The organism is Pedobacter sp. GW456-11-11-14-TSB4, assembly GCF_059424425.1.
Genome location: NZ_JBWKZK010000002.1, coordinates 602,732 through 618,288 on the forward strand (window position 1 = coordinate 602,732; position 15,557 = coordinate 618,288).

The 15,557-nt window shown below is 32.0% G+C and carries 11 protein-coding genes; 5 read left to right on the forward strand and 6 right to left on the reverse strand.

Features of this window, described 5'->3' with window-relative positions:
* Positions 1-22: 22 nt before the first annotated feature.
* Positions 23-1,015 (forward strand): PorP/SprF family type IX secretion system membrane protein, encoded by a 993-nt coding sequence (locus tag AC07XU_RS09990; protein ID WP_494943503.1) that lies wholly within the window; start codon positions 23-25, stop codon positions 1,013-1,015.
* Between the two features lie 13 nt (positions 1,016-1,028).
* Positions 1,029-3,038 carry an OmpA family protein gene (locus AC07XU_RS09995; protein ID WP_494943504.1) on the forward strand — a complete coding sequence of 670 codons (2,010 nt, stop codon included), beginning with the start codon at positions 1,029-1,031 and terminating at the stop codon, positions 3,036-3,038.
* A gap of 37 nt (positions 3,039-3,075) precedes the next feature.
* Here the strand turns inward: AC07XU_RS09995 and AC07XU_RS10000 are convergent, their stop codons facing one another.
* Positions 3,076-5,598 (reverse strand): tetratricopeptide repeat protein, encoded by a 2,523-nt coding sequence (locus AC07XU_RS10000; protein WP_494943505.1) that lies wholly within the window; start codon positions 5,596-5,598, stop codon positions 3,076-3,078.
* A 420-nt stretch (positions 5,599-6,018) separates the two neighbouring features.
* On the opposite strand from AC07XU_RS10000, the gene AC07XU_RS10005 reads away from it, so the two are divergent.
* Positions 6,019-6,753, forward strand: coding sequence for a LytR/AlgR family response regulator transcription factor (locus AC07XU_RS10005; RefSeq protein ID WP_494943506.1), 735 nt, complete (start codon positions 6,019-6,021; stop codon positions 6,751-6,753).
* Between the two features lie 245 nt (positions 6,754-6,998).
* Positions 6,999-8,108: a sensor histidine kinase gene (locus AC07XU_RS10010; RefSeq protein WP_494943507.1), complete on the forward strand. Its 1,110-nt coding sequence runs from the start codon at positions 6,999-7,001 to the stop codon at positions 8,106-8,108.
* Here the strand turns inward: AC07XU_RS10010 and AC07XU_RS10015 are convergent.
* Positions 8,056-10,836: a lantibiotic dehydratase gene (locus tag AC07XU_RS10015; protein ID WP_494943508.1), complete on the reverse strand. Its 2,781-nt coding sequence runs from the start codon at positions 10,834-10,836 to the stop codon at positions 8,056-8,058. The genes AC07XU_RS10010 and AC07XU_RS10015 overlap by 53 nt on opposite strands.
* A gap of 312 nt (positions 10,837-11,148) precedes the next feature.
* Between AC07XU_RS10015 and AC07XU_RS10020 the strand changes: the two genes are divergently transcribed.
* On the forward strand, positions 11,149-11,508 hold the full coding sequence (locus tag AC07XU_RS10020) for a hypothetical protein (protein WP_494943509.1): 360 nt from the start codon (positions 11,149-11,151) through the stop codon (positions 11,506-11,508).
* Positions 11,509-11,622: 114 nt separating this feature from the next.
* Here the strand turns inward: AC07XU_RS10020 and AC07XU_RS10025 are convergent, their stop codons facing one another.
* The 4 genes from AC07XU_RS10025 to AC07XU_RS10040 all read right to left on the reverse strand — a co-directional run bounded on the left by AC07XU_RS10025 (position 11,623) and on the right by AC07XU_RS10040 (position 15,556).
* A complete protein-coding gene (locus AC07XU_RS10025) occupies positions 11,623-12,672 on the reverse strand; it encodes an HlyD family secretion protein (protein WP_494943510.1) in 1,050 nt (349 codons plus the stop codon).
* Between the two features lie 197 nt (positions 12,673-12,869).
* Complete coding sequence (locus AC07XU_RS10030; protein ID WP_494943511.1) at positions 12,870-13,697, reverse strand: TlpA family protein disulfide reductase; 828 nt, start codon at positions 13,695-13,697, stop codon at positions 12,870-12,872.
* The gene (locus tag AC07XU_RS10035) at positions 13,657-14,343 is read right to left on the reverse strand and encodes a hypothetical protein (protein WP_494943512.1); all 687 of its coding nucleotides are present in this window, start codon (positions 14,341-14,343) and stop codon (positions 13,657-13,659) included. The genes AC07XU_RS10030 and AC07XU_RS10035 overlap by 41 nt, the downstream gene beginning before the upstream one ends.
* A gap of 70 nt (positions 14,344-14,413) precedes the next feature.
* A complete protein-coding gene (locus AC07XU_RS10040; RefSeq protein WP_494943513.1) occupies positions 14,414-15,556 on the reverse strand; it encodes a peroxiredoxin family protein in 1,143 nt (380 codons plus the stop codon).
* Position 15,557: the final 1 nt, after the last annotated feature.

The following is a 15,557-nucleotide window of genomic DNA, read 5'->3' on the forward strand; positions in this document are numbered from 1 at the left end:
GTCTAACCTAAAATTAAAAAAAATGAAAAACTTTAAAATATTAGCAGCGGCATTAGTAATTGTTCTTAGCGCCCAGTATACGAAAGCACAAATTGATCCACATTTTTCGCAGTATTATGCCAATCCATTATGGTTAAATCCTGCATTAACTGGTGTTACCGATGGAGATTATAGAGTAAATATTAATGCAAAACAACAATGGAGTAATTTAAATAACGGCTATTTAACAGCTGGAGCATCAATAGATAAATCGCCAACAAAAAATTTAGCAATAGGGGCAATGATTATCAACCAAACTGCTGGTGCTATTAATTACAACCAACTTAATGCGCTAGTGTCTGCCGCTTATCGAATTAGGTTGGGTAGAGATGGTGAGCAAATTATAAATTTTGGCATGCAGGCTGGTATCATTAATAAAAGTTTCGATGCTTCTAGAGTTACATTAGGTAGTCAGTATAATCCAGTTTTAGGTTATGACCCGAGTATGGGAATGAATGATGACATCAGCTCTGCTAGCTATTTGGCGCCAGATATTAATGCAGGACTTATGTTTTTTGATGGCAGTGGCAATAAAAATGTTAATGTTTTCGCAGGTGCTAGCGTAGCACACTTAACAACCCCAAGAGACCGCTTTGTAGGTCAGAACGGACGTTTGCCTATGCGCTTCAATGGACATGGAGGCGCTCGTATTAAACTAAACTATTTGCTAGATATTACGCCAAACTTCATTTACATTAAGCAAGGCGATGCCCAAGAAATAGCAGCTGGTGCTTATGCACAAATGATGTTAAGTCCAGAGTCTGATTTATTAGTAGGCTCTAATTATAGAGTAGATGACGCTGCTATTGCTTTTTTGGGTATACACCACAAAAGCATGGTTTTTGGCGTAAGTTACGATTTCAATACATCATCACTAAACAGAGCTACCGGTAGCAGAGGTGGTTTAGAATTATCTGTTTCATTTACCAGCAGAAAAGGAATTGTTGGTCCAAATTTTTTCTGTCCACGTCTTTAATCCATCCCAATATATGAGAGCTTTAAGAGTTGTTATCCTATTAATTTTTTGTTACACGTTTGCAAACTCACAAATGGTAACCGATAGTAAAAGAGTTGCCGATGTTTATTTTTTAAATAAAGAATATTATGCTGCGGCAGAATATTACAAAAAAGCATTGTCAATTTCTGCAGATAGTGCAGGGTTTGTAGTACCCTATGGTTTCGAGAAAAAAATAAAAGAAGAAAGCAGTATCAATAAAAGAAGCGATTACGAATATGCTGTATTTCAACTAGCTACATCATTAAGACTATACAAAAACTTTCAGGATGCTGAGAAATGGTATGTTGTGGCAAGTAATTTTACCAACCCTAAATATGAGCTAAGTAGTTATTGGTACGCAGAATGTTTGAGGTCAAATTTCAAGTTCGAAGAGGCAATTACTGCTTTTGAAGGGTTTATTGCTAAGCATAATGCTAAAGACGAGTATAGCGTTAATGCGTTAAATCACATCGAATCATGTAAATTTGCTTTAGCAGAAATTAAATATCCTCGATTGTATAAACTAAGTAAGCTGCCAGCTAATATCAATATGGCTGGCTCAAACTATGCATCTGCATTGGGCACTCAGCATTTTTATTTTACCTCATCAAGGCCTATTAACAACAACGGAAAAACTGAGATTTTAACTGGTACCAATAACAATGTAACAGTTGCTAAAAAAGAAACACCTTATATAAATGCTATTTACGCTACTAATAAAAACCCTAATGCAGACGCATCATCAATTGAGCGTATTGATATAGTTAATACAAAAATGATGGAAGCTGCGGCGCCAACCATTCATCCTAATGGGCAACTAATGTATTTTACAGCATGGTACAATAAGGATGATAAAAACAGAAGCATTTATGTGTCTAAAAAAACATCAGATAACAATTGGTCGGCACCGGTTTTACTAGGTGGTGAAATTAACGTTTTAGGTTTTAATTCTATGCAGCCTTCGATTAGTAAAGATGGTAAGTACTTAATTTTTTCATCGAATAGACCCGGTGGCTTAGGTAAATATGATTTATGGTATGCGCCAATTAGAGCTGATGGAAATACTGGTAACGCAATAAACATGGGTGATGTTATTAACTCTAAAGGCGATGAACAAGCACCATACTATAACCCAAAAACTAAAAAACTAATTTATAGTTCTAACGGTAGAATTGGTATGGGAGGTTTTGATTTTTACCATGCCGAAGGTGATTTTAAAACATGGGCATCTCCACGAAATATGGGCTATCCTTTTAATTCGCCAAAGGATGATCTTTATTTTACATCGCTTAATGAAGCTGATAGCGAAGGCTACGTGAGTTCAGATCGTGAATCTGTTTGCTGTTTAGAATTGTTTCATGTAAAAACAGAGACTATGAGTGTTAATGGAAAGCTTATTGACTGCGAAACTTTAAAACCTGTTGTTGGGGCAACAGTAACCTTAAGCGGACAAGATTTACAAGAAATGAGTGCTGTAACTGATGCAAATGGAAAATATAACTTTGTTATCAACAACAACAGAGGCTTTCATGTAAAAGCAAGCCACAAACAATTTTTTGCCAAAAACATAGATTATACGATAGCACAACTAGCTGCGATTGATACTTTGCAAAGTGAACTTTGTATAGATAAAATACCAGAAAAACCGATTGTGCTCAAAAATATTTTATATGAATTTGATAGCGCAGATTTAACAGAAACTGCCAAACTAAACTTAGAAAACCTCTACAACATAATGGTTGAAAATGAAAATATTGAAATAGAGCTTGCTGCACATACAGACAATATTGGAAGTGCCGATTACAATTTAGATTTATCAAATCGGAGGGCGAAATCTGTTGTAGATTATTTGGTAAGTAAAGGTGTTTCGGCAAATAGAATGACAAGTAAGGGGTATGGTTTTAGCGTGCCAATTGCACCAAATAACTTGGCCAAAGGAAAAGATAATCCGGAGGGTAGGGCACTTAACCGAAGAACAGAATTCAAGGTAACTAAAAAGTAAACGACTTAGAGAAAGAGGAGAAATCCTCTTTTCTTTTTTAAAAAGCACCTATCGGGATATTCTTTTCTACTAATAAATTATTCTTTTTTACAATACATTCTTCAGCTTTGCTTGGCTGATTAAGTAATTGATAAACCTGAATTAACAAGTTGTAAGCTGCTAGTTGATGTACCGCTAATTCATTAGTTTGATGAATTTTTAAAAATTCTTCAGCATAGTAAATGGCCTTTTCATACTCTTTTCTATTTTTACTTTGTTCTGCCTTAATACATAATAATAACGATCTAGCGTATAATGCAGATATATATTTTGATCCCTTTTCTAAAAGGTTCGTTAAAATACGCTCCATTTGGTCGGTCTGTTCACTTGGATTGGTTCGTGCAGAAGCAAGCGTTAAAAAGCTAAGTAAATAAATGGCGATCGGATTTTTTGGTTTCTTTAGTTTTGGATGTTTATAAAATATAGCAGCTACGATTTGAGCAACTTCTTTTTGACTGCCGTAAAGGTAATTTACAGAGAGCATAAAAAAATAACTAATTGCCTCGCTTGCGTTTGGCAACTTGCTTACTGGATATACGTTTTTTAAAGATTTAAAGTCTTCAATACTTTGCAAAACTGAATTCTGTATATTTTCTTTGCCCCAAAGTCTATTGTGAAGCAATGCTGTAGCATCATATGGGTTAATAAACCATTGATTGCCTTGGGGGTGCAGTTCTTTTAGTTTTGTAAGTCTGTATTTAATCTGTTTTTCGTCTAAGCCCAAACAATCAAATAAAACCAAGGTACTCTGGTAAATTAAGTCTGTTTGCTCATTATCAGCTACTTCAATTAAACAAGCAATAGCTTGGTTATAAGAAGAATCTATAAAATCAAAATGAATTAAATGTTTAATGAGCATTTGATGAAAGTGCTGATTTTCAATTTCATGCTTAAATGCGGGATTAGTTTTAGTACGGTATTTAAGATTTTCGGCAATAAAAAATAACAAATAGTTTTTCTCGAAGTTACTTAAATCTAGATTTAATATCTGATTTAGTGTTTTAAATTGATGTCTTTTTATTAAGAACCTAATGGCCCATTGCAAAAGCTGAAAACGAGATTGATTTCCTGTATATTCTTTATTTATGATATTGAAAAAGCGATCGTCAATTTTTTGACCAAATAATTCGTATAATTCTATAAATTGAAAATACTCGAAAACATGAGGCTGTATAAATCTCACATATTCAACATAACTTTCATTTTCAAATTCTTTATCTTCTGTAATAATTCCATCACTTAACAATTCTGAATAAGCATTTTTAAAAACAGGCATTTCATTCATTAAGTCTAATTTGGCTACCTTAAATGTTTTCTGCCCATAATTTGTTAAAAAAATGATTTTTTTGCAAAACAGTACTTTTTCTGTTGCGTAGGTAGAATTGTAAATTTTTTCTAGAATAAACTTGGCAATAATTTCGAAATAAACAATATTGGTATAAGATTCAAAATCGGGGTAGGCGGTACGCAATTGATAATACCACTGTATATGGAATGGAAATTTAAGCTGCTGTTTTAATTCTTCACTTATTGGAGTAAAAGTTGAGGGACTGATTTTATTAAAAATTTCTTCTATTTCTAATGGCGTTAAAGGAGGCACATTTGAAGCGGCATGACTTTGATAGTGGCTACCGGCATACCATTTGTTTTTAAAAAATGGAGCAAACCTAATCCTTTCATAAAACCTGCTCCAAGTTGTAGATCTCATGTTTAAAATTACTTTTACATTATCGCTATCTGAAATGGTGCTAATAAAATCAATAATCCGATCAAAAATTTTAGGTTTCAAATGTTTGGTGATGATCATGTCTGATAAACCATCAACAGCAAAGAAAAACTTAGTTCCATTGATCCGAAATTGCTCATCAAAATAAGAAATAAGGCTTGTTTTTGGGAGTAATCCTAGTTTAAGTTTAATGCGGTCTTCCAACGTTAAATCGGCTAAATCGCTATTAAAAATATGATCTGCATTGATGAACAGGATCACATGTTTTTTATAAATGGAGTTCTCATCCATAAACATATCTTGAATAAGATGACTTAGCAAGATGCTCTTTCCATAACCTGGTTGAGAAATAAATAAAGTGTAACTGTATTCACTTTCTGTAAAAATCGCAAGTTCTTCTTTGGCGAAATTTCTTCCAATAGTTAAATCGTAAGGCACAGTGCATCGATTACTAATATTTAATAAGGTACAATTTGTAATTCGGTTTGCTTTTGCTCTTATTAAATCAATGTCTTCACCCTTTTCGTAATTGTTAAAAATTTGCAACTCAGATTTTACATCGTCTTCAACAATGCCTGTATATTCCATTAGTGTATTAATGGTAAATTTAGAAAACTCATGTTTTACAGAAGCAAAACCAAAAAGTCTTTTAAGGGTAGTTTCGCTAATTGTTTTGCGTAAGTTTTTACGTATATCTGCAGCAATAAATCGGCAATCAGAGGGACTAGGATTTTTGATCTCGTTCTTAAGTATAATCAGACGTTTAAGTTCTTGTAAAAGTAGCTTATCAGACATATATTTTGAGCATTTATCTTTAGCAATATACCTAATATAGTTCACTAGAAAAACCGCTTATCTAATTTGATATTGAGTTTTTTTTACTTCAAGTTAATTAATAAACACGAAGCCAATATGTTATGTTTACGTAAATTTTAGAAGATAAATTTCGGTGTAACAAACTTGTTATTTAAAACTTATATGTTTAAGATTTTGGTGTTTTTTATTTAGTCAAGTATCTTCAATGGTTGGTGTAGAAATATGTAAATTTGGTGTAGAAAATTAACTTACCTAATTTCATTTACTATAGTTTTTTTCTTGCAGCATTCAATTAAAAAAAATTAAAAAAGCATCAAGTTACTGTTAGTAAATGGTTGCTATTTTAATTTTAACACCTCAGTTATGAGCTGTATTGCAAACTTAAAGACATAACTATTAATGTATAGATGTATTATTATCGACGATGAAGAGCATGCTATTGAAGGTTTAAGTGCCTATATTTCTACTTTGCCAGAATTATCAATTATAGAAACTTATACAGATCCTTTGTTAGCGCTTAGAGAAATTGGAAAACATGAGCAGGTTGACGTTGTTTTTTTGGATATAGATATGCCTAAAATTAGCGGTATAGAATTGGCTTCGGAGATTAAAAATAGCACCAAAAAAATAGTATTTACTACCGGACATAGCAAATACGCTTATGAGGCTTTTGAAGTAAATGCAGATGCTTATCTCTTAAAACCATATTCGCTAGGTAAATTTGTAATTACAGTAAACAAACTATTCCCCGAATCATTTGAAAATCAGTCTTTAAAAGAAATAAAAGATTATTTTTTTGTAAAAAGTAAGGAAGATGATTTAAGAATGGTGAAAATTAGATACGATGAAATTGTAGTTGTAGAAGGGCAGCAGAACTATATTATGATTCATACTAAGGCAAAAAAAGTTTTAACTTATATGTCACTAAGTGAAATTACTAAAATTTTAACATCATATGGCGGCTTTATGCAATTACATAGAAGTTTTGTAATTAATATAGACCAAATTGAGCACATTGATGGTGCTTTGGTAAAAATGAATAATGGAATACGGATTGGCGTTGGAGAATATTACCGAAAAAATTTCAACGAATTTTTATCAAAGCATTTAATTAAAGCGGGAAAACGCAAGTAATCCCGCTTACAAATACTAGCAGGTTAAAGATGTGTTAGTAAGAAGGGTTCTCGTTGTTGTTTCAGTGTCGTTTTTTGATTGAGAAGATTTTGATTGCAATGTTTTGTAGATAAAAAGTGACTTTTGCTTAATTTTTAATGCTTTCTGTTTCATAATTTTAAATTTTTTATGAAACTTAGCCATGTGCTTTTCTTGTTAAAAAAAGTTTATACAGACAGCACTATATTCTATTTATAATGTCTTAAATGCGCATAAAAATCTACGATTTGATACTAGGGAAAAGAATTCACTTTATTAGTTGGTTCACATTTGCCGTTTATGAACTTGGTTTACTTGGAATTTTAGGTGGCTTATTTCCCCATCCTTTGGTAGATCCATTGCACCTAATGCTAAATATTGCATTTTTCTATTTACATGCAGAATTTACATTACCGTTTCTTTTTAAAAAAAAGAATAGAATTATCTATTTTTTAGTGCCTGTACTAATTTTTCAGCTCTTTGCTTACATTTTAGTTCATTTTACATTAGATAAAATATTAATTGCCTTAGAGGTTATAAAGCTTAACAAAGTTTATGTACTTAACATAAATGTTATAACTCGTAATCTTTATAGAGGTGTTTACTTCTTCGGATTTTCTACAGGATATTATTTTATAAAAACATATATCGCGGAGCGAAAAAAAACTGAACAATTGGAAAAAGAGCGATTAGAAAATATCATTCAGCAGCAAAAAATGGCAAAGGAATTGGTGTTGGCAGAGAATGCGTTCCTAAAAGCTCAAATCAATCCTCATTTTTTATTTAACACCTTAGATTTTATTCATTATAAAGTTAGTTCACATTCTGCAATTGCCGGAGAGGCAATCATTAAACTAGCTGAAATGATGCGCTTTGCTATTGATGCGGATGATACTGGAAATCATATTGCCTTAGCAAATGAAATTGAACAGGTAGAAAATTTGATACACCTATACCAGATTAGAAAATCTGCACCTTTGCATATTTATTTCTCATATGCAAACGAGGTTAAACACCTGCGTCTAATTCCTCTTATATTGCTAACCTTGGCAGAAAATATTTTTAAACATGCAGACATTTATAATGAGAGTGATCCTGCATATCTAAACTTAAAAGTTGTTGACGAGATATTTTATCTAGATACTGGCAACCGAATTGCGTTACACAAAGCTTCACCAAGCAATCAATCTGGTTTGTCCAATATCAACAAAAGATTGTTTTATGCTTATGGCGATGCAGCAATTTTTAATCACCACATCACCCATACTCATTTTAGCTTAAGCATTAAAGTGCCTGTTTCGCTTTTAGTAATGAAAAATCAGTCTGTAATTTCCTAGCTAAAAATTGATATAAAATCGTTTCGTGAATTCTTTGTGCATCATTAAACAACCTGTTGATGTGCATGTGGATGAGATCTGCTAACAAATTTCTTTTAATTTGGTCGTTTTCGCATTGCTCAAATAAAACCGCTAATAATTCGCTACGTTTTCTAGTAATTGCTACTGGTTGTTGATGATTTTCTTTATCCATTACACACTTCATTTCATTGTAACTCGAATTTATTTTTTTAAATAATATTGCTGCTAAACCCATCTCTTTTGCAAAAGTAGCTGCCATAGTTTTGGCAAAAGATAGTTGATTTTCTATATCGGGATAGGCTAGTTTACACATGGTTTTTAAGGTTTCCAATGCAAGTATTTTCAAAATCTGTTCTTGCTTATTTTTGCGTAACATCCAAAGCACAAAAATACTGTCAATACTAAAAAACTGTTCTACCAGAAGTATTCGTTTTTGGCCATAGCGATCCAATTCTGGTTGATAACTTTTCACCTGTACATCACTAATGTTACCATTTTTCACAAGTGGGTCGGCTAGGTTGCGCAAAGCGGATAACAATTGAAAATTTTCTTTTTCATTTTTGGTTTTTAAGCGTAAGCGGATATGTGGTTTAGGATCTGAATATCTAATAAAAAACCAGGTAACTATGTTTTTTTGGTGAGATTTTATGAATTGATTTAAGGATAATAGCAAATGGTTGCTAAAAGAAATGTGGCAGTAAATCTCAACATAAAGCCAATTAGAACCTGGCAAATAAATTTGATGCTCACTGGCTGTTAGGTCATTTTTTTTCCTTTGATAAATGGTGTTTTTATGATAGTAGTTAACGATGTACTGTGGATAATATTCCAAGCTATTTTCATCTTTAATCAAATCTTTTTCACCAATTAGAGCTTCTCTTACGTAAAAATCAGTCTCTTGTTGCTTTCCATATCTTAAAAATGCCCAAACATCCTCATGTTTAGTTAAATCAAAATATAGCGATTGATCCGTATCGCCTACAATAAGTTGATTGTCAACTTTATTTTCTGCTAACCAAAGTAATAAACTTTCCTCATTTTTAATGATTGGAAGTGGTACTAACCAAGTAGCTCTTTCTACAATGATATTTTTATAATATAATCTAGGGTAGTGATTAAGCTTGGGAAAAAAGGTGCTTAAATTGAAATTTAAATTTATAGCTAATCCTTGTGTTTGTATATCGCATAAAAATCGATATACTGCTAAATCAGATCGCGTATAATTGTAAGCGCTAGCCAATCGAGGTATCAATCGCTTTCCTGATTTTTTTGAAATCAAAATCACCTCATTACGCACTACAGATACCAAAATATCATTCAAATTTAAAGAACTATCAACTTCACTCCATGATAAAATTGGCAACTCATTAGCATACATTTGTTTTCGCCTATTAACATTGTCTACCTTTTTTTCTGCTTGGTAAGCGATGTCAAAAAAATCGATTTCTTCATTTGCTGTTTGTTCTAGTTGTGCAATTTCCAAACCATAACTTTCCCATTCTGCGCCGCAATTGGTAAATCTGCCTAATAAAATATTTGCACTAGTGCCACCGGCACTTGCTAGTACTAAATTTCCTTCATGCGCATTAAAAATTATACTTAAAGAATTGGGTAATACGTTTTTTAACTCCTTTTCAATTTGATATTCATCTATATTAATTGGATTTCCTTCTATTATTTTGCGTAATAAAAATTGCTGTAGAGAGCCATATTCAATTTGATGAGGAGTTTGATTACCAAGGTTTGATTCAATTTCTTTTACTAAAGGATCGGTATTGCTAGGCTGTGCTAATTTCCCGTATCCAATGCCAAGCTCGGGGTCTAATGCAATCGCCAAGTTCACTTTTCTCTGTTCGTATCTTTTTGTAAAAGACTGTTTAAACTCTTCTAAGTTATTATTTATGGTTACAGGCAAAAGCTGTTGCATTTGATGAATGTAATTTGGTAAATGTTGTAATAAATTGCCGTCAAAATTACCCTTGCCAATCTTTCTTTCTGCCATGATGTAATTTGAAGCATCAGGTTGGCAACTTACCCCTAATCGTTCAAAGTAATCACTCCCTGTAATATTCGGATGTAGATCTGTAAAAAGCAGCTGTAAGTCAATCATTTGCATCAATAAAGCTTTAGTGCGCTCACTATCATAATTAAAGGTATATTTCATCAATTCTATCAATTCATTTAAATTACTCTTCCGTTTACAAAACATTAAAATGTTATATAATTCTGGGATAGTCTCAACAGCAGCCAATTCAAACGTGCCATCTTTAGCTTTGATATACCTAATCTCTTGATCTACCATGTAAATCGTACTATTGCTGATTAGCAAATTAATTTTGCTGAGATTTGTAGGTATATGTTTTGTTTTTTGAGACCAATCTGTAAATTGATGCAAATCCATTTTTTTGTTGATCTGAATATTAACAGCATCATCAGAGCCGATCGTCATCAAGCTTATTGCTGCAAAAGAACCAAATGGGGTAGAACGATATTTAGCTCTATTCAAGTATTTCCAAATTGTAAATCTAGTTTTTTCATCAAGTTGAGCTAAATCGCTAGCATCAACATGTTTAATAATGGCATAAAAAGCAGGAGACGATTCTTCTATTTTCGCTTTTAGTTCGTTCCAAACATTTTGTAGTTGCTGGTTAACAGAAAAAGCTGGTGTGCGACAAATCATTTTGTCAAAAGCATTAATTCTTATCATAGTATTTAAGTTTTTATCAAATGATAATGATAAGCCTAAATTTCCACAAGTGGGATGATAACCAAATACGGGAAACCGTAAAAGAAGAGGTGAACAGTGTTTATTTAGTATTTGCCGATTGATGGTATTGTATACAAATCTGATTCTAAATCATCACCCAAAAAATCCTAAAAAATAGAAGTCTTTTAAAATCTCATACACCGAAACAGCCAGTTAATACACGCAAGTAACCAGTTGGTACAATAAATTTGTTTCCTTAAATCACAACTATTAATATTATCGAAACATTTACAAAAGCTATTAATGATCTCGATGCCACAGCCTTTAACGGAACAAAGAATTTTCCTAATTCCTCTATTAGATAAATTAAGGCAATATAATACGAGTATTGGCACTTATGTAAGCAGTAGTATGCTATTTAATTTCAATTATATAGTATACCTAAGTAATGGCGAAATTATTATTCATAGCAATTTAGTGGCCGATTTTATACAATCTCCATCAAAAATAACTCAAGAAATCTATAGCGCATCTGCTTTACAATTTGTGGCTAATGGAGTTGTACCAGTTATTTCTCCACATCAAACTCACCGCAATCATTTAATTATCTATCTCTTGGGTATTTTGCTCTTGGTAATTATGATTACTACATTGTTGAGTAAAGAATATTAACCCCTCGCTCTCTTATAGGTTGGTGGTGCGCCAACCTATTTCTTTTAATTGAAACGCTAAAATCTTATTAGTGAATGAAAATCACCTAAATTACCTGATTTTAGGTATTTTTATTTAATTGCTGTTGAGCATTTTAGTGATATTTCTCAAAAAGCGTTGCAACAAACTACTTTCCCTCGTTATAATTTCTGCATCTGCCATCATACCCGGCTTTAGTACAATTGGATGTTCCTTATCTTTCTGCTCAACTGTGCTAAAATCAATTTTTGCAATAAAAACACTATCCTTTAGCGCAACATCTGTAATGTAGCTTATCTTGCCATTAATAACTCCATATTCTTCAAATGGAAAACTTCGCATCTTAACTAAGGTTCGTTGGCCCAGACTTACTTTGCCCATGTTGTATTGCGGAATTTGAACCTCACCAAAGAAATTGGTATTCCCAGGGTTTACAATAAAAAGTTCCTGATTTATAACCACCTGTTGATTTTCTTGTATAATTCCTGCAAAACCAACTCTGCCATCAAGTGGTGCAGTAACTACATATTTCATGATCCAAGCCTCAGTCTCATTTTTTATACTGTTCAAAGCTTGTCTAAATTTGGCTTGTTGTTCTTTTATCGTTTGATCTAAACTGGCTAACTCTTTTTGTTTGGCTAAGGAGCTTGCGTTGTTATTTAGTAATGCTGTGGCCGATTGCTGTAATGGATACTTGCTAGAGAGGTATTTATTTTCTTGTTGTTTAAATTCGCTGTTAGAGATTACATTTTTACTCTTAAGTTTTTTGTAGGCTGCATATTCTTCTTCGGCATTAGCATACTCTTGCTGTTGTATAAGCTGTTGCTGCTTAATTTGCTGCTGAAGTTTTTGAATTTCTATTAGATCTCTTTGCAGATAACTTTTTTGAGTGAGGTAAAAACCACCATTTTGAGTGTTGATGAAATCAAGATATTCTTGATAAAAGGACTGATAGCTATTTTGCAACTCGCCTAATTGTAATGATGTAGTTCTAAGATCTTTAGGGTCAATACTGGCCGTGGTGTTTAATTTCTGCTGTAATGCTTGAAGTTGTTCGGAAAGCATAATCACATCGTTATGTTGTGCTGTACTTTCTACGAATGCTAAAGCTTGTTTTTCTTTTACTAAATCACCTTCATTTACCAAAATTTTAAACAATTTACCTTGCTGATGTGCAATAACGGGTTTTGGTGAGTTGAGTGAATTTACTCTAAGTGAAGTTTTTACAATATGCAGAATTAACCAGTAACAAGGGAGAATATTATCAACTGTTTAAAAACCAATAGATCATTATTAGTAATTTGCTTTTTACAATTTTTTTCCGAGAACAACATCAGTTATGCTTACTCATAACACAACTTTATTATTTTTTCTTTTAGAATTTTGTCGCTTGGCCTTAATGCATCTGAATCGATAACAATTCCCTTTTTATTGAAGAGTAAATACCTTGGGATCGATTTTATTTCATATTGATTAAGAAATTTTTGTAAAGCGTTATTCTTAAGAAATAAGAAACTTCTTTCATTAGGTAGTTTCATTTCCATGCTTCTTTTTACCCAGACAGCCATATTTTCATCCTCGGAAACATAAATAAACTCTACTGGCAATGATTTAGCTTTTAATTCAGCATATAGCGATTTAGAATAGGGCATCTCCGAAACGCAAGGTATGCACCAGCTAGCCCAAATATCCATATAAATAAATTTACCTCTATGTTGTGCTAAAACTTCATCAAATGATATTTTTTTATCAGATAATAAATTAAGGACTTGTACTTTATCATCTTTCTCTGATGACTTATCCCCTGTAATTTTTTCTAAATTTTTGTTTAAGTAGTTAATGAAATTGAGATTTTTTGAAATTGAGGAATACCTTTTTATTAAGCTTTTTAGGGTATCAACTTTTTGTTCACTGTATGGTTGGTATGATTTTATTAAATCGAATAGCACATATGATTTTACAATTTCTGGATATTCGTTTTCTACCTTTTTGAAATAAGTGGAGACATTATATGAATTTTTACTTGCCGTATATGAATTGAAGTTGTTAACAAATAATTTAAAAGTTATCATATTAGTATCAAGCGGCACTACATTCTTTATAACATCTTCAAAAATTTTATCGGTTTTATTACTTCTTACATAAAACCAGAAGGCTAGTAAACTTATCATATACAACAAATCTTTTCATAAATTCTTTATCATCTACTCTTTCTCCAAAACGTTCAATAATATCATTTTTCAATTGAAAACTAGCTTCAATCTGCTGTTTTCCTACATCATAAGATGATTTATTCTCGAAATTAATAGAACCTAAACTAAAGGAGAATTTACTCATTAGCTTTAGTAAACGATTATTATTTTTATTGTTTGAAAATGGAAAATTATTACCATCAATTAGTTTAATGTATACTGTATCATTGGGCTTAATGAAATAATATTTTACGTTATTTGCATTTTTATAGCTGTAGGAAGTGATGGGCTGATCAGATGAAATTTTGACAGTGTCGTTATCAAGGTCTATATATTCAGAACTTCCAATATAATCTATATACTTAAACTTTTGCTTAGCACCCGGTACTTCATTTATTATTGTAATAAAATTATTAATATGATCCTGTTCTTGTTCTTTATTGTTAGAACAACTCATTAGTAGAATTAATGTAGTGATGATATTTTTTTTACTTAATAACATATCTATTGTCTTTAAAATAATATCTATGGGGCTTTTTACCCCATGGATATAACTAAATCTATTACAAATCAGCACAAGGATCGCAGCACCATCTAGCTCTACCACAATTCCCACTAGTGGCATCGACATTTGCATCTGCGATTACATCATATTTGTATTTCTCTATTTAATACTTGATATCGATTCTAACTGATCAATACCCAAAAAGTTCTTCCAACTCTTTGTTTAGGTCAGCTCCCCTCAAGTATTTCGCTTTAATATTTCCTTTACTATCAATTAAAAAGTTGGCCGGTATAAAACGGATTTTCATTTGTTCTTTTGCATGCTGATTAGAATCAATGAAATGCGGCCAAACATCAATTTTATCATTTATAATTGCTTCTTTCCATAGGTGTAAATCATTAGATTTATCTATTGATACACTAATAATCTCAAAGCCTTTATCCTTATATTTCTTAAATAGTTTTAGCATATTTGGATGTTCATCACGGCATGGGGCACACCAGTTTGCCCAAAAGTCTATTAACGTATATTTATTTCCATAAAATTTACTTAACTCGTGTGTATTATTGAGCGTATCTTTTAATTTAAATGAAGGAAAAGAATTTCCAGCAGTTAGTGTCTTTTCATAAAGCAAGAGATTATGAAATGCCTTCATTGAAGGTAATTTTTTTATTTCCGATGTAAAAGAACCAAACATTTTTAAAAGGGAGTCCGTTTCAAACTTTCTCCTTTGATGGCTATTAGGTCGCTCTGCATAAGCCATTAAGGCTATCGCTCCTAAAAATGAATTATTTTGTTTTTCAAAAGTCTTAATGTACACTTCATTATCAATTAACTTTTCATAGTAAGTTTCTATTGAGTCGATCTCTTTCTGAACTTCCAACATTAATCTATTCTCATAATTAATTGCCTTAACTCTTTCATTTGATTTTTGCCGAAGACTTGAAATTTGTCTGATTAAACTCGAATAATCTTCATATAATTTATTTTGATTTTTGAAATTAATAGTTACCTTTTTATTGGCATCAACCCTTATTTCTCCTGTATCCGCCGGAAGAAGGAACTGAATTCTAATAGACTTGTTTTGCCAATTCAAATCCAACATTGCCAATACTGGCTCTGCGATATCTCCTTTAGCAAGTATGTTATTGCCGTCTATTTTAAGCTGGTTTTTAATAGGTTCGCTCTTATCGAAATGAGTTAATTCTAGTATAGCTTGTTTAGGAATGTCTACCCCATTTGCAAAAGATATTTTTAGTGCGAATTTTTGTTGCTCCTGAGCGTTTGTAATAAGCAGTATGCTAGAAAATAAAATAGTGAATAATAACCTCATC